This window comes from Streptomyces sp. NPDC052036, from assembly GCF_040680495.1.
In the GTDB taxonomy this organism is placed as follows: Bacteria; Actinomycetota; Actinomycetes; order Streptomycetales; family Streptomycetaceae; genus Streptomyces.
Map to the genome: position 1 here is coordinate 29,871 of NZ_JBFAWW010000042.1, position 16,986 is coordinate 46,856.

15 protein-coding genes and 4 pseudogenes are annotated in these 16,986 nt (G+C 69.9%); 7 read left to right on the top strand and 12 right to left on the bottom strand.

Going from position 1 to position 16,986, the window contains the following annotated elements; all coding sequences use genetic code 11:
* Window positions 1-4: 4 nt before the first annotated feature.
* From AB0L95_RS35550 to AB0L95_RS35570, 5 genes are all read right to left on the bottom strand, one after another.
* Window positions 5-820: an ABC transporter permease gene (locus AB0L95_RS35550; RefSeq protein ID WP_365169306.1), complete on the bottom strand. Its 816-nt coding sequence runs from the start codon at window positions 818-820 to the stop codon at window positions 5-7.
* Window positions 821-823: 3 nt separating this feature from the next.
* A complete protein-coding gene (locus tag AB0L95_RS35555) occupies window positions 824-1,594 on the bottom strand; it encodes an ABC transporter permease (RefSeq protein ID WP_365169309.1) in 771 nt (256 codons plus the stop codon).
* A complete protein-coding gene (locus tag AB0L95_RS35560; RefSeq protein ID WP_365169312.1) occupies window positions 1,591-2,529 on the bottom strand; it encodes an ABC transporter ATP-binding protein in 939 nt (312 codons plus the stop codon). Before AB0L95_RS35560 ends, AB0L95_RS35555 begins: the two co-directional genes overlap by 4 nt.
* A gap of 117 nt (window positions 2,530-2,646) precedes the next feature.
* Window positions 2,647-3,660 carry a sigma-70 family RNA polymerase sigma factor gene (locus AB0L95_RS35565; protein WP_365169315.1) on the bottom strand — a complete coding sequence of 338 codons (1,014 nt, stop codon included), beginning with the start codon at window positions 3,658-3,660 and terminating at the stop codon, window positions 2,647-2,649.
* Between the two features lie 101 nt (window positions 3,661-3,761).
* Window positions 3,762-4,790 carry a lytic transglycosylase domain-containing protein gene (locus AB0L95_RS35570; protein WP_365169318.1) on the bottom strand — a complete coding sequence of 343 codons (1,029 nt, stop codon included), beginning with the start codon at window positions 4,788-4,790 and terminating at the stop codon, window positions 3,762-3,764.
* A gap of 601 nt (window positions 4,791-5,391) precedes the next feature.
* On the opposite strand from AB0L95_RS35570, the gene AB0L95_RS35575 reads away from it, so the two are divergent.
* Complete coding sequence (locus AB0L95_RS35575; protein WP_365169321.1) at window positions 5,392-5,628, top strand: hypothetical protein; 237 nt, start codon at window positions 5,392-5,394, stop codon at window positions 5,626-5,628.
* 27 nt (window positions 5,629-5,655) lie between these two features.
* Here AB0L95_RS35575 and AB0L95_RS35580 read toward each other — a convergent pair.
* The 5 genes and pseudogenes from AB0L95_RS35580 to AB0L95_RS35600 form a co-directional block, all read right to left on the bottom strand.
* A pseudogene (locus AB0L95_RS35580) lies at window positions 5,656-6,253 on the bottom strand (transposase family protein); the annotation flags it as partial.
* A gap of 426 nt (window positions 6,254-6,679) precedes the next feature.
* Window positions 6,680-7,027 (bottom strand): annotated as a pseudogene (locus AB0L95_RS35585) (transposase); the annotation flags it as partial.
* Window positions 7,028-7,067: 40 nt separating this feature from the next.
* Window positions 7,068-7,328 carry a hypothetical protein gene (locus tag AB0L95_RS35590; RefSeq protein WP_365169324.1) on the bottom strand — a complete coding sequence of 87 codons (261 nt, stop codon included), beginning with the start codon at window positions 7,326-7,328 and terminating at the stop codon, window positions 7,068-7,070.
* A 130-nt stretch (window positions 7,329-7,458) separates the two neighbouring features.
* A complete protein-coding gene (locus AB0L95_RS35595) occupies window positions 7,459-7,635 on the bottom strand; it encodes a hypothetical protein (protein WP_365169327.1) in 177 nt (58 codons plus the stop codon).
* A 795-nt stretch (window positions 7,636-8,430) separates the two neighbouring features.
* Window positions 8,431-8,787, bottom strand: coding sequence for a TetR/AcrR family transcriptional regulator (locus AB0L95_RS35600; protein WP_365169330.1), 357 nt, complete (start codon window positions 8,785-8,787; stop codon window positions 8,431-8,433).
* Window positions 8,788-8,792: 5 nt separating this feature from the next.
* Between AB0L95_RS35600 and AB0L95_RS35605 the strand changes: the two genes are divergently transcribed.
* Complete coding sequence (locus AB0L95_RS35605) at window positions 8,793-9,266, top strand: NAD(P)H-dependent oxidoreductase (RefSeq protein ID WP_365169333.1); 474 nt, start codon at window positions 8,793-8,795, stop codon at window positions 9,264-9,266.
* A 103-nt stretch (window positions 9,267-9,369) separates the two neighbouring features.
* On the opposite strand, the pseudogene AB0L95_RS35610 reads toward AB0L95_RS35605, so the two are convergent.
* Window positions 9,370-9,721 (bottom strand): annotated as a pseudogene (locus tag AB0L95_RS35610) (Tn3 family transposase); the annotation flags it as partial.
* Between the two features lie 14 nt (window positions 9,722-9,735).
* Here AB0L95_RS35610 and AB0L95_RS35615 point away from each other — a divergent pair.
* Window positions 9,736-9,871: pseudogene (locus AB0L95_RS35615) on the top strand (transposase); the annotation flags it as partial.
* A gap of 200 nt (window positions 9,872-10,071) precedes the next feature.
* Here AB0L95_RS35615 and AB0L95_RS35620 read toward each other — a convergent pair.
* Window positions 10,072-10,584 carry a peptidoglycan-binding protein gene (locus AB0L95_RS35620; RefSeq protein WP_365169336.1) on the bottom strand — a complete coding sequence of 171 codons (513 nt, stop codon included), beginning with the start codon at window positions 10,582-10,584 and terminating at the stop codon, window positions 10,072-10,074.
* 560 nt (window positions 10,585-11,144) lie between these two features.
* On the opposite strand from AB0L95_RS35620, the gene AB0L95_RS35625 reads away from it, so the two are divergent.
* The 4 genes from AB0L95_RS35625 to AB0L95_RS35640 all read left to right on the top strand — a co-directional run bounded on the left by AB0L95_RS35625 (window position 11,145) and on the right by AB0L95_RS35640 (window position 16,985).
* The gene (locus AB0L95_RS35625) at window positions 11,145-11,804 is read left to right on the top strand and encodes a hypothetical protein (protein ID WP_365169339.1); all 660 of its coding nucleotides are present in this window, start codon (window positions 11,145-11,147) and stop codon (window positions 11,802-11,804) included.
* A gap of 6 nt (window positions 11,805-11,810) precedes the next feature.
* A complete protein-coding gene (locus AB0L95_RS35630; protein WP_365169342.1) occupies window positions 11,811-12,464 on the top strand; it encodes a DUF5987 family protein in 654 nt (217 codons plus the stop codon).
* Window positions 12,461-14,050: a GMC family oxidoreductase gene (locus AB0L95_RS35635; protein WP_365169345.1), complete on the top strand. Its 1,590-nt coding sequence runs from the start codon at window positions 12,461-12,463 to the stop codon at window positions 14,048-14,050. The genes AB0L95_RS35630 and AB0L95_RS35635 overlap by 4 nt, the downstream gene beginning before the upstream one ends.
* Before the next feature lie 100 nt (window positions 14,051-14,150).
* Window positions 14,151-16,985, top strand: coding sequence for a TIGR03767 family metallophosphoesterase (locus AB0L95_RS35640; protein ID WP_365169348.1), 2,835 nt, complete (start codon window positions 14,151-14,153; stop codon window positions 16,983-16,985).
* The last annotated feature ends 1 nt before the right edge of the window (window position 16,986 follow it).

Genomic DNA, 16,986 nt, shown 5'->3' on the forward strand with positions numbered 1-16,986 from the left:
GGCCTCATCCCGCGATCCGTACGGTCGTGTTTGCGCCCCAGATCGCGAGGCTCAGGAAGAAGTCCAGGACGTTGATGGCGACGATCGAGGTCCGCACCGCACGGCCGACCGCGACGCCGACGCCCGCCGGGCCGCCGCTCGCGTGGTAGCCGTAGTAGCAGTGCACCATGATGATCAGGACGGCGAAGACGATCACCTTGCCGAAGGACCAGAGGACGTCGACCGGGGGCAGGTACTGGTGGAAGTAGTGGTCGTACGTGCCCGTCGACTGCCCGTAGTAACCGGTCGTGATGGTGCGGGCGGCGAGGTACGAGGACAGGAGCCCGATCACGTAGAGCGGGATCACCGCGACGAAACCGGCGATCATCCGGGTCGTCACCAGGAACGGCAGCGACGGGACGCCCATCACCTCCAGCGCGTCGGTCTCCTCGCTGATCCGCATCGCGCCGAGCTGCGCGGTGAAGCCGGCGCCGACTGTCGCGGACAGGGCGAGCCCGGCCACCAGCGGGGCGATCTCCCGCGTGTTGAAGTACGCCGACAGGAACGCCACGAAGTTGGAGGTGCCCAGCTGGTTGAGGGCCGCGTAGCCCTGGAGGCCGACCTCGGTTCCGGTGAAGAAGGAGAGGAAGGCGATCACGCCGACCGTGCCGCCGACTACGGCGAGGGCGCCTCGGCCGAAGCTCACCTCGGCGAGCAGCCGCAGGATCTCCTTCTTGTAGCGGCGCACGGTGCGGCCCGTCCAGGCCAGTGAGCGCCCGTAGAAGGAGAGCTGGGATCCGAGCTCTTCGAGAGAGTCCAGTGGACGGCTGAGAAGTCGCATCGGCTAACCCCTCTGCGGGACGACCTGGAAGTACACCGCGGTCATCACGAAGTTGGTCACGAACAGCAACATGAAGGTGATCACCACCGACTGGTTGACCGCGTCGCCCACGCCCTTCGGTCCGCCCTGCGCGGTCAGCCCCTTGTAGGAGGCGACGATCGCGGCGATCGCCCCGAACACCAGCGCCTTCAGCTCGGCGGCCCACAGGTCGTCCAGCTGGGCGAGGGTGGTGAAGGAGGCCAGGTAGGCGCCGGGCGTGCCGTCCTGCAGGATGACGTTGAAGAAGTAGCCGCCCGCGACGCCGACGACCGACACCAGACCGTTGAGCAGCACGGCCACCACCATCGAGGCCAGCACGCGCGGCACCACCAGCCGGTGGATCGGGTCGATGCCGAGCACCTGCATCGCGTCGATCTCGTCCCGGATCTTGCGCGCCCCGAGGTCCGCGCAGATCGCCGTGCCTCCCGCGCCCGCGATCAGCAGCGCCGTGACGATCGGCGAGGCCTCGCGCAGCACCGCGAGCACGGACGCGGCCCCGGAGAAGGACTGGGCGCCGAGCTGCCGGGTCAGGCTGCCGATCTGGAGCGCGATGACCGCGCCGAAAGGGATGGACACGAGGGCGGTGGGCAGGATCGTGACACTCGCGACGAACCACGCCTGCTGGATGAACTCCCTTGCCTGGAAAGGCCGTCGGGGCAGGGTCCGGATGACGTCCAGGGCCATCGCGAACAGGTTGCCCGAGTGCCGCAGCGCACCGGTGGGGGACAGGCTCATGCGTCGGCCACCTCCTTCCGCTGCAGCTCGGCCTCCCGTGTCGCGATTGCCTTCCAGCGGGGCGGTCGGGTGATGCCGGGGCCCGGCAGCAGGCGGGGGGTCAGGGGCCTGCTGCCGGGAGTCTTGGTGGGTTCCTGGATCTGGGCGAGTTCCTGTTCGACCTGGGCCGCGTCCTTCTCCTCCGCCATGCCGATCGGCCCCTGCATCCGGCCGTTCAGGAACTGGCGGACGACGGGCTCGTCGCTGGTCAGCAGCTGTTCGCGGGGCCCGAACATCACCAGCTCGCGCCGGAACAGCAGCCCGATGTTGTCGGGGACCTGGCGGGCGGAGGCGATGTCGTGGGTGACGATGAGGAAGGTCGCGTCGATCTGCGCGTTGAGGTCGACGATGAGTTGGTTGAGGTAGGCCACGCGCACCGGGTCGAGGCCGGAGTCCGGCTCGTCGAAGAGGATGATCTCCGGGTCCAGGACCAGCGCCCGGGCGAGCCCGGCGCGTTTGCGCATACCGCCGGAGATCTCGCCGGGCAGCTTGGCCTCGGCGCCGAGCAGCCCGACCATGTCCATCTTCTCGAGCACGATCCGCCGGATCTCGCTCTCCGACTTGCGGGTGTGCTCGCGCAGAGGGAAGGCGATGTTGTCGTACAGGTTCATCGAGCCGAACAGCGCGCCGTCCTGGAACAGTACGCCGAACAGCTTCCGCACCTCGTACAGCTCGTGCTCACGCAGCTTGGTGATGTCCCGCCCGGCCACCGTGACCGAGCCGCGGTCCGGCTTGAGCAGGCCGACGAGCGTCTTGAGGAACACCGACTTGCCCGTCCCGGAGGGGCCGAGCATGACCGAGACCTCCCCGGCGGGCAGCGTCAGTGAGACGTCCTGCCAGATGACCTGGTGACCGAAGGACTTGGTCAGCCCTTCCACACAGATCTCTACACCCATCCGGTCCCGCCCTTCGTCCGTGCCCTCGCCCGTGAGTAGCTCCGACGACTGCTCTACGGGGAGGGGCGGGGCGTCCGTCGCGGCGGACCCGGATTTTTTCGGACGGGTTCGCGGGCCCTACGGCAGCTTCACGGGAGGCGTGCTCGGGGTGGGCACGAAGAGCGGGGGGGACGGTACGGCGTCAGGCGCCCGGACCGCCGGGACCGACGGCGGCGAGGGGACGGCCGACGCAACCGGCAGGTCCGGAACCCGCGGGACCGCGGGAGCCGACAGTCTCGGAAGCGGGTCCGGCGGGACGGCCGGCAGGGGTGGCACGGACATCTTCGCCAACGGCCCGCCGGCAGTGGGCGCAGCTGGCTGGGGCGCGCGACCGGCCGGCCTGCGCGCGGCTTCGGGCGTCCCCGGGACCCGCACCCGGGCCGTGCTGTCCGACCGGATCGCCCCGGCGCCGGTGGATACCGCCGGCCGGGGCGCCGGACCCTTCCCGCCCCCGTCCAGCGCGTACGGCAGCGCGAAGCCCGCCACCACCAGCGTCGCTGCCGTCGAGGCCACCGCCACCGTCTGCGCCTTGCCACCCGCGCGCGGCCGGCCGCGCCCCAGCAGGAACAGCACGAGTCCGAGCGTCCCGGCCAGCGAGGCGCGCAGCGTTCGCCTGGCGCGGGCCAGCAGGGACTCGACGGTCCGGTAGCTCAGCCCCATGCGCACGGCGACCTGGCCGACGTCGAGGTCCTCCGACTTCAGCCGTAGCGCCTCCGCCTGCCGGGCGGGCAGCTCACCGCTGCGCACGGCGAGCCACTTCGCCTCGGCCTGGTCGCACACCGCCTCCTCGACGGGTACCGGGCCCGGCGCGACGAGTGTGGAGCGGCTGCCCACCTCGGCCTCGCGGTTGACCTGCCGGTGTCGGTCGACGCACAGCCGCATCGTCACCGTCGTCAGCCAGGCGCCGAGCCGCTCGTCGTCGAGGTCCGGGCGCTCCGCGGCCCGCAGCATCGCCTCGTGAACGGCGTCCTCGGCGTCCTCCTGGTTCATGGATCGCCGCCGGGCCACCTTGAGCAGCTGCTCGCGATGGCTCCACATGCGCTGCCAACGCTCGTCGGTGGCCGCTGTGTCCGCAGGCATGTCCGTCGCCATGAGGGCCCCTTCGCACTCACCCGCCGGTTCTATGCTTCCGGCAGGTGGCGACATTACCGCCGAGTAGTGGCAGTTGTGGAGGGGGAGACGCCCATCGTGTTTTAGCCGTTGTCGGTGGTCAGCGGCCCCGCGTCGGGTAGCACACCGCCGCCGGGCAGCGTGAGGGTCGGTTCGGGGACGGGAACCAGCGGCGTCCCGGACTGCTTCGGGACGCCGGCCTTGGGGGACGGGCTGGAGGAGGGTGAAGCGGGCGGCGTCGACGGCGTGCGCGAAGGACCAGGGCCCGGCTTCCGGTCGTCCGACGGCTTGGGCGGCGAGGGTTTCGGCCTCTTCGGCCGGTCCGGCCGGGATCCGGCGGACGCGTCCGGCACCACGCGGTGTCCGGTCAGGTAGTACGCGTACCAGGCCTTGACGGTGCGCAGATAGGTGTCGGAGTGGTTGTAGCCCAGGATCGCCCGGTCCAGGTCGGCGGGATTCGACAGGTCCCGGCCGCCCGCGCACAGGTAGCGGCCGGCCGCGAGCGCAGCGTCGTAGACGTTCTCCGGGTCCGACCGTCCGTCGCCGTTGCCGTCCGCGCCCCAGCGGGCCCAGGTGGACGGGATGAACTGCATCGGGCCGACCGCGCGGTCGTACACCGCGTCCCCGTCGTACGCGCCGCCGTCGGTGTCCGCCACGACGGCGAAGGCGCCGCCGGTCAGCCGCGGGCCGAGGATGGGCGTAACGGTCGTACCGTCCGGGGTCACCCGGCCGCCCCATGCCTGCCCGGACTCCACCTGGCCGATCGCGGCCAGCAGCTGCCAGCGCAGCCGGCAGCCGGACGCGCTGCGCGCCAGCTCCTCCTCGGCACGCCGGTACGCGGTGAACACGCTCGCGGGCAGGGCGCCGCCGCCCGTCGCTCCCGGTGCCGAGCCGTTCTTCCGTGTCCGCAGCGGGGGAAGGCCGGTGCGGTACGGGGTGTCGCCGGACACGCTGGGGCCGTGCTCGGCGGGCGCCGCCTTCGGCGCGGGCTCCGCGGCCTCGGCCGAGACCGCCCCCGGCGCCTGCGACGCGGTCAGGACGGCCATCGCCGCTGCCGCGATCGCCGTACCCCTGGCACCCCTCAGTGCCCCCTTGAGCGCACGCGCTGTCACTGTGCAGTCCCCTCCGTGGGTGAATCCGTCGCCTGCTCTACGCGGCCGGAGGGCAGGTCCGTCGCGCGGAATCGGGGGATCGGGCGGGCGTGTCTTCGGGAGCGGGGTACACATGCGTGTCCGCCAAGGTCTCACCAAGTGGTGGAACGCCACGGTAATGGGTCATTTTCCGGTGTTGGTCAGACGGGAGCACTCGTTCACGGCGGAGTGCGGGTGTGGCCGGGCCGATTCGACCGCTGCGCATGGGCCAGCCCTGCCACCCTCGCCTACGGCCAGCCCTGACGGGCTATCAGATTCCGTTCCCGCTGCGTTCCCTTTTCTCCCGGGAATCGAGCCCGGAAGTGCTCTGCGGCAATCCCGCAGTTCAAGCCTGCCCCGGCGGGATTCGAACCTGCGACACCCGAGTTCGTCGGCCCGAGGGCCCCGGGCCGTCACTACGGAGACTGGTGAGCTCGCATGTTCATCCGTCGTCGATGCACCAGCGGACCAACAACGAACGTCACTCGCTGCAGCTGATGGATGCGGTGACTTGGGGAACTCGCGACAGTTGAATACACGAATCTCACCAGCGTCAACCCCCCGCCCCACCTACACTCCCTCGGTGAACAACATACGGTGCACCCAATGCGGTCAGGTCGGGCTTGAGCAGGGTTTTGTTAGTGACAGTGGCCAAGGCGCCCACGGGTACGCGCGATGGTTCGGAAGCCTCCTTGAGCGGGGCATAATGGGCATGGCTAAGACGCGGGGCCTGCCGCAATGGCAGATCGATGCCTTCCGCTGCCCGAACTGCGCGCACCTGGAACTGTTCGCCGTTCAGCGATTGAACCTTCGTAGGTAACGTCTCGTGACGGTTCGTGATCTTCGTTCAGGTGGTGCGGCCGTGCTCCATCTGGAGCAGGGCGAGGGCGGCTCGGGCGATTCGGGCCCTGCTGTCGGGGTCGAGGCTTACTCTGCGCAGGGCCTTGAAGGTGACCTTGAACAGAGCATCGGCGCGTTCGGCGACGCCGTGGATGCCGCGGATCACCTTGTTGAACGTCTTCTGCCTCAGGTCGAGTTCGCGTCCCTGCGGCTTCTTGGCGGGGTGACGGAAGCCAGGGCCGGCGTTCTCGTAGCCGAGGTCGGTCAGGGGCGGGATGCCCAAGGTGGCGGCGAGGCGGACCAGCGCGTCGACGAGGCCGTGGGTGCGGGCGCAGGTGGTGTCGTGTTCGCGGCCGGGGCGGACCGGGGAGGCCCCGATCGGCCAGCCGTCCCGGGGCGGAGATGACCTGGACGTTGCCACCGTGGTGCCGGTGTGTTCCCGACCACCAGAGGTCTGCTTTGTCGGGGCCGGCGGCGGCGACGCGGTCGGTACGGATGACGATGCCGTCCAGGTTGAGGTGGGTGTGTCCGGCGGCCGTGGCGCGCTCCAGGGCGGTGGACAGGTCCGGGGCGTGGTCGGCGAGCACGGTCAGGCCCTCGTGCAAGGTCGCCTCCAAGTCTCGTATCGATCACGCGGCGGCCGTGCGGCCAGGCCGGCTTCCTCGCAGAGCCTTGGGCTCCGTGCGGGTTGGGGTCAGTCCCACCAGCCGTTGCCGGTGTGCCAGCGCTGCCCCCAGTCCAGGAAGCCGAGCGCTTTCGGCAGGGGACACGGGTAAGCGCCGACGTCGGTGACGGGCCAGACCCTGCCTCGTTCAGAACCGGTTACGACGAGGACCCAGTAGGCGAGTCCATCGTCGGCGCCGAGCACGACCGAGCCGTTGTTGTAGACGGTGGCGACGCGCTCGTGGTGGTCTTCGGCGAGGGGCCCGGCTTCCCAGGTCCAGGTCTCCTGGAGCGGGACAGGGCGACGGGATTCCGATCCCCCGGTGGGGCCAGTCCGGGGGGCAGGAGGCTGTCCAACACGTGCTGCTCCTTGCCGCCCGGACACTGACGGAGTCGATCGCGCACCGCGACCAGTCCAGCTCGCCCCGAGCGCCGAGTTCGTCGAGGATGACCCGGTGCAGTCTGGCCCAGACCCGGTCCCGGCTCCACTGGGCGAAGCGCCGGTAGACCGTGGGCCAGGCCGGCCCGAACACCGGTGGCAGCTGCCGCCAGGTGCAGCCCGAGGTGGCCACGAAGATGATCGCTGCCAGGCATTCGCGGTCACCGGCCCGACGTCGCCCGCCGCCCTGCGGGCGTATGACCGCCGTCGGCGGGACCACCCGTCGGAACAGCACCCACAACTCGTCCGGCACCAACCGCTCCACCAGATCCGTCATGCACGGCTCAACGAGCGATCGCGCCATCAGAAACGACGTCTTAGACTCTGCGGAACAGGCACACGAGTGCGACGCGTTCGCCGGTCAGTGCCTTGCCCTCGGCGGCCGCCATGTTGGCCAGCATCCAGCCCTCTCGCTCCACGGCTTGGATCTGGTCGGCCATGCCGGTCATGGGCGCTGTAGCCCTGCTGTTGGTGTTGGCTTCAATGAACTTGTAGACGAGGACGGTGTCTCCGTTGTCCCGTGCCTGGCGTGCGCGTTTGCCGGCCTCAGCAGCTTTGCCGTCGTTGATGAACCCCATGGTCCCCCCTGGTGCCCGATATTGAGGGGCTCAGTGTGGCGCTGCGGCGTGGGGTGTGGGAGGTGGGGGACGGAGTTGTAACACGGCGAAGCCCCGGCCGAGGACGGCCGGGACGCGCTGAGTGCACTGATCAGCTCGGACTCGACAGGTCGAGCCAGATCTTTCGGAGCTTTTTGCCCGACGTCTCTACGTACAATGCGCGCTTCGCGGTTGCGCTGTTCTTGCTGGCGTGCTCGACGAAGGCCCTAAGGTCCTCGATCGTCAGGTCCCTGCCGTTCCCGTTGAGGATGTGCTGATGCTCTGGCATGGGCACAGCATGCGGTTATGTTGCGCTCTCTGTCACTAGCACGTTGACGCGACGAAGCCCCGGCCGGCTGGATTGGCTGGGGCTTCGTGTGCGTCTATGGTGCCCGCGCCCCGTCCGGCCATCGCCCCGGCCCCGGAGTCGCGGTCGACGACGACCAGAAGCTGGTCTGTCGTCAAGGACCTGGCTCGCGATCAGGTCCTGTCGACGCTGCAGCAAGATGTTCACGAGTTTTGGCTCTGGCTCAGATTCCGTGGGCACGCTACTGCGGGTGATCTGCGCCAGGAGATCGGCGGGACCGGAGATGGACCTCAGGCGCAGACGACGCTTCTTGTGGCGATACGGGCCGTCGACACCGATCTCGCAGCACGGCTCCCCACGAACGCCAGGCTCGGTATCGGCCAGCGATCTCGACGTCGCCGCGAAGCGGGCCACCCGTGCTCCGGTCACCAGGCGCGCAGCTGTGCGTCGGCGGTGAGTGGTAGGAGGGCGTTCGTGTGGGGGAGCATGTCTCCGGCGGGGGATCGGCCGGCCGACGATTCCTGGAAAGGACAGCCCGAAGCTTCAATCGTTCGGCGAGTCAGGCCGCCGAGCGTGCCGTGATCAATCCTCACAGTCGTTCGCACAGTGGCGCGTTCCACGTGGACGCCATGACCCACGCCTGCTCCAGGGTGTGTAGGTCGACGGCGTACGGGATGGGAGCTGGGGAGAGTGGTGGGGTCAGCCCGTCGCGCCTGTCGTCATTCGATTGTTTTCCGACGGGCACGGGCGGGGATGCGAGCGGATCCCGCGGCGTTGTCAGGCTTGCACGGTGGGCGGAACGACTCCCTCTGACGCCCGGTTGGTCGGGCATGTGCCGGATTCAGGGGCGGCCTGGCTCGTCACAGGCAGTCCAGATGAGGCGACGGACGAGCTCACCGGTGCGCTGGGCGGGGCCCTGGGGGCCGAGGCGGCCGTGAAGATCGCAAGGAGCTTCTCACGCGGGTCGTCGACCTGGTCGGAGGCCTGGCGCATACGCGCGAACCAGGCGTCGGCGCGGTCCTGTGTGTAGGTGCTGGCGAGAGCTTCCTTGTTGGGGAACTGCCGATAGACGGTGGCGTTGCCGACCCCACTCCCTTTGACCACCAGGTCGAGCCGACCACAGTCAAGGGTCAACCCCGATGCGCCCTCCCAGCCCTCTCGCACGCGTCACCGTCCATGAGCTCGGCCCTGTCTGCCGCGATGGCCGCTTCGAGGTCGCCCGTGAGCAGCAACTGCTGCGCGACCACGACCGGATCGTGTGGCAGTTCCCCTGGTACTGGTACTCCGTCCCCGCAGTGCTCAAGGCATGGATCGACCAGGTCCTCACCTACGGCTTCGCCTACGGCAGCAGCGGCTCCGCACCGCGCGGCAAGACCCTTCAGTTGGTCACCTCCACAAGCGGGCCGGAAGAGTCGTACGCTCCCGGCGATCCCACTTCCCGCCTCACGATGACCCAGCTGCTGGCATCCCTCGACGCCACCGCCCGCCTGATCGGCATGCGTCTCGCCGAGCCGCTGGTTCTGCACGGCGCCCGCACCGTCTCCGACGAGAACCTCGCCGTGCACGCCAAGCGCTACCGCGAGCTTCTCGGCTCCACCCGACGGACCGACTGAGGCCATCGTCCGTCTCCTCGTCGCTGTTCGGGTCGCGCAGTTGCCGCAGGCCCGGCGTCGGCGACCGGGTGAAGGCGTAGCATCCCCAAGAGCACAGCACCACGGAGTTGAGGGCCAGGCCGAGCGCGCCGAGCTGGTCCTCCATGCCCTCGCGGTAGTGCTGGCGCAGTTCGCCGCGCTGCCCGAAGAAGATCTTCCGGGCGAGCGGTGGCGGGCCTCGGTGACGTTGAGCTGGGCACCGATCATCCGCCGGTATCCCTCGTCCGAGACGCACTGGAGAAGGTGCAGGGACTTGAAGATCCGCCCGTAATGGGCGAACGCGTCGCCCAGCCCGGTCGGCTTGCCGTCCCGGGGAGCGTACGGACCAGGTCGTGACCGTGGACCTCGCCCCGGGTCAGGGAGCCTGCCACGCGGAGCATGTCGCCCCAGTGGGCGCGTATCCGGTCCAGGCGGATCGGTGATGACGGTCCTGGGCCGCCACCGCTGGACCGTGGAGAGGACGGTGGCTTGGATTGACCGGGTGCCGTTGTTTGCACCGGCGCTACGAGCACGAAGCCGAACACTTCCTCGCCTTCGCCGCTACCCTCATCTGCTACCGGCGTCTAGGGCAGATCGGCGGACGGATCGCTCCGGAGCACCGCAACGGTGTCATGAGTCAGGTCGTTGCTTCTCGGCTGCCGTGTCCGGTGTGCGGGTCGGCCTGCCACGGTGGCCGGGGCCTGGCCGCCGGGAGGCGGGCCCGTGCGTCGGCCGCGGCGCACACCGGAGGTCCGCGTCCCGCGGCCCGGTTCAACGTGCGCCCCGGTCAGGAGACCAACGGCTGCCAGGTGCCGGCCGAGACGACGCCGTCGGCGGTGAGGCCGCGGGCGCTCTGGAAGGCGCGCACGGCGCTCGCGGTGGCGGGGCCGAATTGCCCGTCCACCGTGAGGCTCGCGCCCTGCGTATCGAGCAGGTACTGCGCGCCGGTCACCTGGAAACCACTCTGCCCCTGCTGCACGGTGGGCCAGCCCTGGCCGGGGGCGAGGTCACCCGCGGCGAAGGCCCACAGATCCGCGAGGCTTCCGGCGAACACGTTCTGATCCCCGGGGTAGGTACCGGCATCGGCGTACTGCCAGATCGTGTAGTTGCTCCAGCCGCTCGGCAGGGTTCCGGCGCTGGAGGCGTCGTGCGCGGTCCACAACGGGCCGGTGGAGGCGAACCCCGTGTAGTGATCCGTGCACTCGGTCCACCAGTTGAGGCGGCTGACGTAGCCGACGCCCTCAGTCGCCTTCACATAGGCGAACTCGGCCCCATCGGCAGCCGCCGAGGACCAGTTCACGGTTCCTTCCCACGCGCTCACCTCGCGTCCGGGGATGCCCTGCGGGGTTGTCGCCTGTGCCGTGAACGCCGAGGCGGTCCCGTGCGTCCCGGAGCCGATGTGATCGGCCGCGTAGTGAGCCGCCGCGGCGGGGGCGGCCGGCCGCGCCTGGGCGGGCTGTGCCGCCCCGAGCAGAGCGCCCGCCGAGCCCGCCGCGCCCGCCGCGCCCGCGGCGACGGCTCAGCGCAGCGGCCGCCCGCTCCGACGGGAGGAACGCGAGGTTTTCATTTTGCTCATGACAATTTTCTCTGGTGAGTGGGTGATGCGGCAGATGGGGGGCAACGCGTCGGCACGGGTGACCGCGTCAGGCCGTGGCTTGCGGTCGGGAATCCAACAACCGCAGCGGGCGGCACAGTTGACGGCAGTTCCTATCACAGGCTCAGTGGCTCAGTCACTGACCCACCTCTTGTACTGGCCGATTGGCGTGCCCCATCCTCGGTATGCCGGTCGCCCCGCCACCGCGTCATGGCGGCGGCCTGTCCTGAGCGACATTCACCCTGCCCCGATTCCGGGAGGTCCCCGTGATTCCTCTGCGCCTGCGTGTCGTCGCAGTCGGCTGCGCGCTGGTTCTGGGAGCGTCCGCGGCGCTGCTCTCGAGCAGCACCGCCGTCGCGGCACCGTCGAAGCCCGTCGTCCGTGAGAGCCAGGCCCGGCAGGCGACCCGGTCCGCGGTGGCCGCCGACCCGTCCGTCGGCCCGTTCACCGAGCCGGGGTTCGCAGCCGGCTGCACCTGGCACGAGTTCGGTGAGGGGGAGCAGCCGCCGTGGTGGCTGACGTTCGCCGACCCGTTGTGCGTCGAGTACAGCAAGCGGGACATCACCATCGACGACGGAGGGGCCCTGCGGTTCCTGGTGGCCGAACCCTCCCGGTTCGCCGTCTCCATGCTGACCTGCCACTACTACCAGAAGGACCACTGGAGCGTGCAGTCCACTCACGGCGCGACGCCGTGGGTGGTGTGGGACGGTGAGTACTGGTGGGACAAGGCCGGGAGACGGGCCGGAGCGCGCCTGACCAACTTCCGCATCGACGGACACACCGTGGGTATCGGGGACGCGGTTGCCGCCCTCCAGCCGGTCTTCCCCGACCTCGCCAGCGCGCTGAGCGACTACGGTCAGGCCGCCGGTGAGACCGGACTGACCATGTCACTGCCCTACGACCTGCGCTGCGCACTGGCCGGGTGAGTCACCGTGACCGAGCCGGACCGGAGATCCATCCTCAAGGCACTGGTCGCCACGCTCGCAGAACTGTCTGCCGGCGCTCTGGACATACCCACGGCCGAGGCGGACGACGTCTCCGAGAGCTGGACGACACAGACGCTCGAAGCGTTCGCCGACACCCTGATCCCAGGCCAGCGCCGCTTCACCGGTGACGTGGTGGTCGCCGGGGCGGTCACCGGCCCGGGAGCGGTACAGGCCGGTGTCGTCGGCCTCCTCAACTCGCCCGAACTGCCGGTGGCGCCGCTGCTGCCGGCGATCGCGGCGCTGCTCGACGCCCGCGCCGTCGCCTATGCGGCCCTCCGGCTGATCTGGCTGTCGCCGACCCGCCCGCCTTTCGTGGGCCTGTCCTTCTCCCACCGCACCGCCCTGGTCGGCGGCCTGTTCGACCCCGACGACCTGGACCGGCCGATCTGGCAGGTGCTGAGCCTGCTGGTGGGGCTGGCGTTCGACACCGCCGGGCAGCAGGACACCGTCGAGGCGCTCGGCCAGGGCCATCCCGGACTGAAGTGGCTGCGCTTCCCCGACCCGGATCCGGACGGCCTGTGGCGTTTCCCGGAGTTCTCCTACGGCCGCCCGCTCGCGGCACTCCATCCCGGCACGACTGCTTCGGGGAGCCCGGCATGACCGCGCAGACCACGGACGTCCTGGTGATCGGCAGCGGCTTCGGCGGCGCGATCCCGGCCTACTACCTCGCGGCGGGCGGAGCCCGCGTCACCGTTCTGGAGCGCGGCCCCCGAGTGGCCGCCGCCGACTTCACCCACTCGATGCGCCTGGGCACCTACAACAAGATCGTGGACGTGATCCGCGGCGACGGAGTCGCGGTGGTCGCCGGCAACTGCGTCGGCGGCGGCAGCGTCGTCTACTTCGCTGCTTCACTGCGCGCGCCGTCCTTCGTCTTCGAGCGCCGCGGCAGCCTCGGCCGCCGACTGTGGCCGGCCTCCCTGACCCGGGCCGCCCTCGACCCCTGGTACGACCGGGTCGAGGAGGCACTTCCGGTCACCCGGACCGACTGGCCGGACGTGTCCTACGCGGGCGGGGTCCTGGCCGCCGCCTGCCAGCGGGCCGGCCACACCTGCAATCCCGTGCCGGTGGCCGTCGACACCGGCACCTGCACCAACTGCAACTGGATGCTCTCCGGCTGCCGCTTCGACGCCAAACGCTCCCTGCTGCTCAACTACCTGCCGGCGGCGGAGGCCCACGGCGCGGAGATCCGCCCGCTGCACGAGGTGCAGACCGTCACCCCGTCGCCCCTGTCCGGCTACCGCTACGCGGTCGGCTACACCGTCCTGGACCCCGACGACTACAGGTGCACTGCGCAAGTCGGGGTCATCCACGCCAAGGTCGTCGTGCTGGCCGCCGGCGCCGTGGGCACGCCCGTGATCCTCCGGCGCTCCGCCTTGCTCCTCGGAGGCGTCCCGGCCGCTGTGGGGCGCTACTTCTCCGGCAACGGCGACCACGTCAGCGTCGCCGACATCGACGAGGGCAAGGCGCGCTCACTGCTGGGGCTGTCACGTCCCGACGGCTCCGCCTACCAGGGGCTGCCCATGGGCCGGCCCATCACCGCCGCCACCTACGACTACCTGGACCCGGCCGCCCCGGAGTACAGCCGCTTCACCCTGCAACAGATCTACTTCCCCCCGCTGACCAACCTGCTGGCACAGGCCGCAGGATCACCCACCTGGTTCGGCATCGAGAAGCGGTACATGCGGGCCCGGTGGCGCTCCTGGCTCACCCTGCTGGCCATGACCGAGGACGACAACGAAGGCACCTTCGGGATCGTCCCGCTCACCGGCAGCTTCACCCGGCTGGCGCCAGGGCTCGGACAGGGCACCATGACATACCACCCCACCTCCCGTACCCGCCAGGCATGGGACCGGGCCGACACCGCACTGCGGGCAATCCTGGAGAAGGACGCCCTCTCCAGGGTCCGCCCGTGGAGCGAGGACGCCGCCGGCTCCGTCACGGCCCATCCGCTCGGCTCGGCCCGGATCGGCGACGACCCCGCCACCAGCGCGCTCACCGACGGCCATGAGCTGCGCGGGCACAGCGGACTGTTCGTCACCGACGGCGCCTCCGTCCCCACCTCCCTCACCGTCAACCCCTCACTGACCATCGCCGCCCTCGCTGAACGCGCCGTCGCCGCGATCGGTACCCGTGCCGCCGAGGCCGGGGTCGAGCTCCGCCGCGACGTTCCCCTGCCCGGCCGCTGACGGACATGCCTGTGGAACGAGGCGGAACGGAATGGAACGCCGGAAGAGGAGACGAGGTTGGACCTTTCCTGGGAGACATGGCGTGGGTATCTCGCGAAGAATGCTACTGACGACGACCGGAGTGGGCGTGGTGGCGGCAGCTATCGACCCGGGCGGTTTCCGCGCTGCCGCCGAAGCCGCGACCTCGGTCGGCACCGGCAAGGCGGCGGCCGCCTCCGCATCGGACGTGCAGGTGGTCACCACGTGGGACCAGACGGTGCAGCGGGCGAGTTACGCCCAGGGCGCAGGGTACCAGCGGCTCGTCGCAGGGCCGGGGGAGCCGCACACCGTCCGCACCGACCTGTGGTCCCGCTTCGGCCCTCCGACGATGGCGCTGGCGACGTTCGCGCAGATGACCGACCTGCACATCGTGGACGACCAGTCGCCGGCCCGCCTCGAGTTCATGGACCGCTACGCTGACGCCGGCGCCCCGCACTACGGCTCGTACCCCACCGATTCGGCCTACCGGGGTCACGAGTTCCTCTCGACCCAGGTCGTCGACGCGATGTGCCAGGCCATCGCCGGGATCGGCACGGGCCCGCGGAGCAAGAAGCCGCTGCAGTTCACCATCGTCACCGGCGACGCGATCGACAACTGCCAGCACAACGAGAACCGCTGGTACATCGACCTGCTCGACGGCGGCCAGACCATCGTCCCGGACTCCGGCCAGATCGGCCTGGACCAGAGCTTCTCCAGCGGCGCACTGACCAGCGGCGGCACCGGGGACAACCACTACTACTACCCGTCGGTGCCCCCGCAGCAGGTGCCGGGCAACCAGTACACCGGCACGTCAGGGCTCGGATTCCCCTATGTTCCGGGCCTGCTGGACGCGAGCGGAGTGGTGGGTGCGGCCCGCCGGCCGTTCGTCTCCCACGGCCTGGGCATGCCCTGGTACGCGGCGTACGGCAACCACGACGGACTGTGGCAGGGCAACGAGCCCATCGACAACAACCTAGTCGACGTGCAGGGCATGACGGTCGGCTCGTCCAAGACCACCGGCACCTCCGCCGACCTGCCGGACAACTACAGCGACCTCGGCACCTTCGGCAAGCTGATGGTCGCCTGGGACCTGGAGGGGACCCGGGTCGCCGCGGACCCCAACCGGCGGCTGCTCACCCGCAAGGCGTTCATCCAGGACCACTTCAACACCGTCGGCCTGCCGGTCGGTCACGGATTCCAGGGCGTCGGGATCGACAAGGCCTACTACGCGATCCCGTCCGGTTCCAGCGACCTGATCCGCTACATCACCCTGGACTCCACCAACACCAACACCGACGGCTTCGGCTCCGGTGCCGCGGGCGGGTCGATCGACACCGATCAGCTCAACTGGCTGGAACAGCAGCTCAGGGCCAACAGTTCGCGCTACATCGACACAAAGAACCGCATCGTCACGCAGAGCGGTGTGCAGGACAAGATGTACGTCCTGTTCTGCCACCACACGCTCAACACCATGGACAACCTCGACGACGGCGTCTTCGGCGGCATCTTCGGGGACCGGCACACCGGCGACGAACTCAAGTCCCTGCTGCTGCGCTACCCGAACGTGATCGCCATGGTCAACGGGCACACCCACGCCAACAGGATCGTCCCCCATCCGACGCCGGCCTCCAGCCCGATCTCCGGCGGCTTCTGGGAGATCTCCACAGCCTCGCACATCGACTGGCCGATCCAGAGCCGCATCATCGAGATCATGGCGAGCCCCGACGCGCAGAACGCGGGCGAGTTCGGCTCCTCCGCCGGGCCCGCCACCATCTCGATCTTCACCACCATGGTCGACCCCGCCGCGCCCCTCTCCTTCGGCGGTGACACCAGCACCCCCGCGCAACTTGCCTCCCTGGCACGGGAGCTGGCCACCAACGACCCGCAGGAGGTGAGCCACGGCATCACCAACCGCATGGGCGTCAACCAGGACCGCAACACACAGCTGCTGCTGCCGGCCCCCTTCCCGCTGCACGCTCCGCATCCGCTCGGTTCCCCGGTCGCCGCGGCCCGCAACAAGGACGGGCGGCTGGAGCTGTTCGGCACGGACGCGCAGGGCATTCTGTGGAACACCAGCCAGCAGACCGCCGGCGGCAGCCTGCAGGCCTGGACGAAGCTCGCCAGTGGTCCGGGATGGCAGTCCGTCACCGCCAGCACCCACCAGGACGGCCGGGTCGAGGTGTTCGCCATCGACCAGAACCGCTACGTCACCCGTCGCGCGCAGACCAGCGCGGGCAGCAGCACCTACACGGCGCCGCAGCAGTTCGACTCCGGCTTCACCTCGGCGACCGCGGTCCAGGACCAGTGGGGCGGCATGCAGGTCTACGCGACCCGCAGCGACAACACCATCCGCCACCGCTGGCAGGACTTCCTGAACGACGACACCGCCTCGAACGGCTGGTTCACTCCCTGGACCCAGCTCGGCGGCACCGCGATCCAGCTCGCCGTCGAGACCGGCGCCGACGGGCGCGCCGTGCTGGTCGCCATCAAGGAGGACGGCCTCCTCATCCAGCGCAAGATGAACGTCCCCAACGCGCAGACGGAGAGCGAGTGGGGTGGGGTGCTGCCCGTCGACGGCATCCTCGACTCCATCGACATGGCCCGCGACCTCGACGGACGCCTGGCGATCTTCGGCACCAATCCCGAAGGGCAGCTCTTCCGCCGCTTCGAGACCGCCCCGGCAAGCGGCACGTGGCAGTCCTGGGCCCAGATGCCGACGCAGTCCGGTACCACCACGCTGCGGATGCGCCACGTCTCCGCCGAGCGGAACGGTGCCGGGAAGATCGAACTGTTCGCTGTCGACGACACGGGCACGCTGTACCACTGCACGCAGACCGACCCCAGCAGCACCACCTGGTCGGCCTGGGAGTCCTGCCAGTTCCAGCTGCGCGCCACTCACACCTTCGTCGGGCTGTGAC

Coding starts and splice junctions, on each gene's coding strand:
- AB0L95_RS35550 (WP_365169306.1), bottom strand. CDS start 820: ATGCGACTTCTCAGCCGTCCACTGGACTCTCTCGAAGAGCTCGGATCC.
- AB0L95_RS35555 (WP_365169309.1), bottom strand. CDS start 1,594: ATGAGCCTGTCCCCCACCGGTGCGCTGCGGCACTCGGGCAACCTGTTC.
- AB0L95_RS35560 (WP_365169312.1), bottom strand. CDS start 2,529: ATGGGTGTAGAGATCTGTGTGGAAGGGCTGACCAAGTCCTTCGGTCAC.
- AB0L95_RS35565 (WP_365169315.1), bottom strand. CDS start 3,660: ATGGCGACGGACATGCCTGCGGACACAGCGGCCACCGACGAGCGTTGG.
- AB0L95_RS35590 (WP_365169324.1), bottom strand. CDS start 7,328: ATGGGGTTCATCAACGACGGCAAAGCTGCTGAGGCCGGCAAACGCGCA.
- AB0L95_RS35595 (WP_365169327.1), bottom strand. CDS start 7,635: ATGCCAGAGCATCAGCACATCCTCAACGGGAACGGCAGGGACCTGACG.
- AB0L95_RS35605 (WP_365169333.1), top strand. CDS start 8,793: ATGCGCCCTCCCAGCCCTCTCGCACGCGTCACCGTCCATGAGCTCGGC.
- AB0L95_RS35635 (WP_365169345.1), top strand. CDS start 12,461: ATGACCGCGCAGACCACGGACGTCCTGGTGATCGGCAGCGGCTTCGGC.
- AB0L95_RS35640 (WP_365169348.1), top strand. CDS start 14,151: ATGCTACTGACGACGACCGGAGTGGGCGTGGTGGCGGCAGCTATCGAC.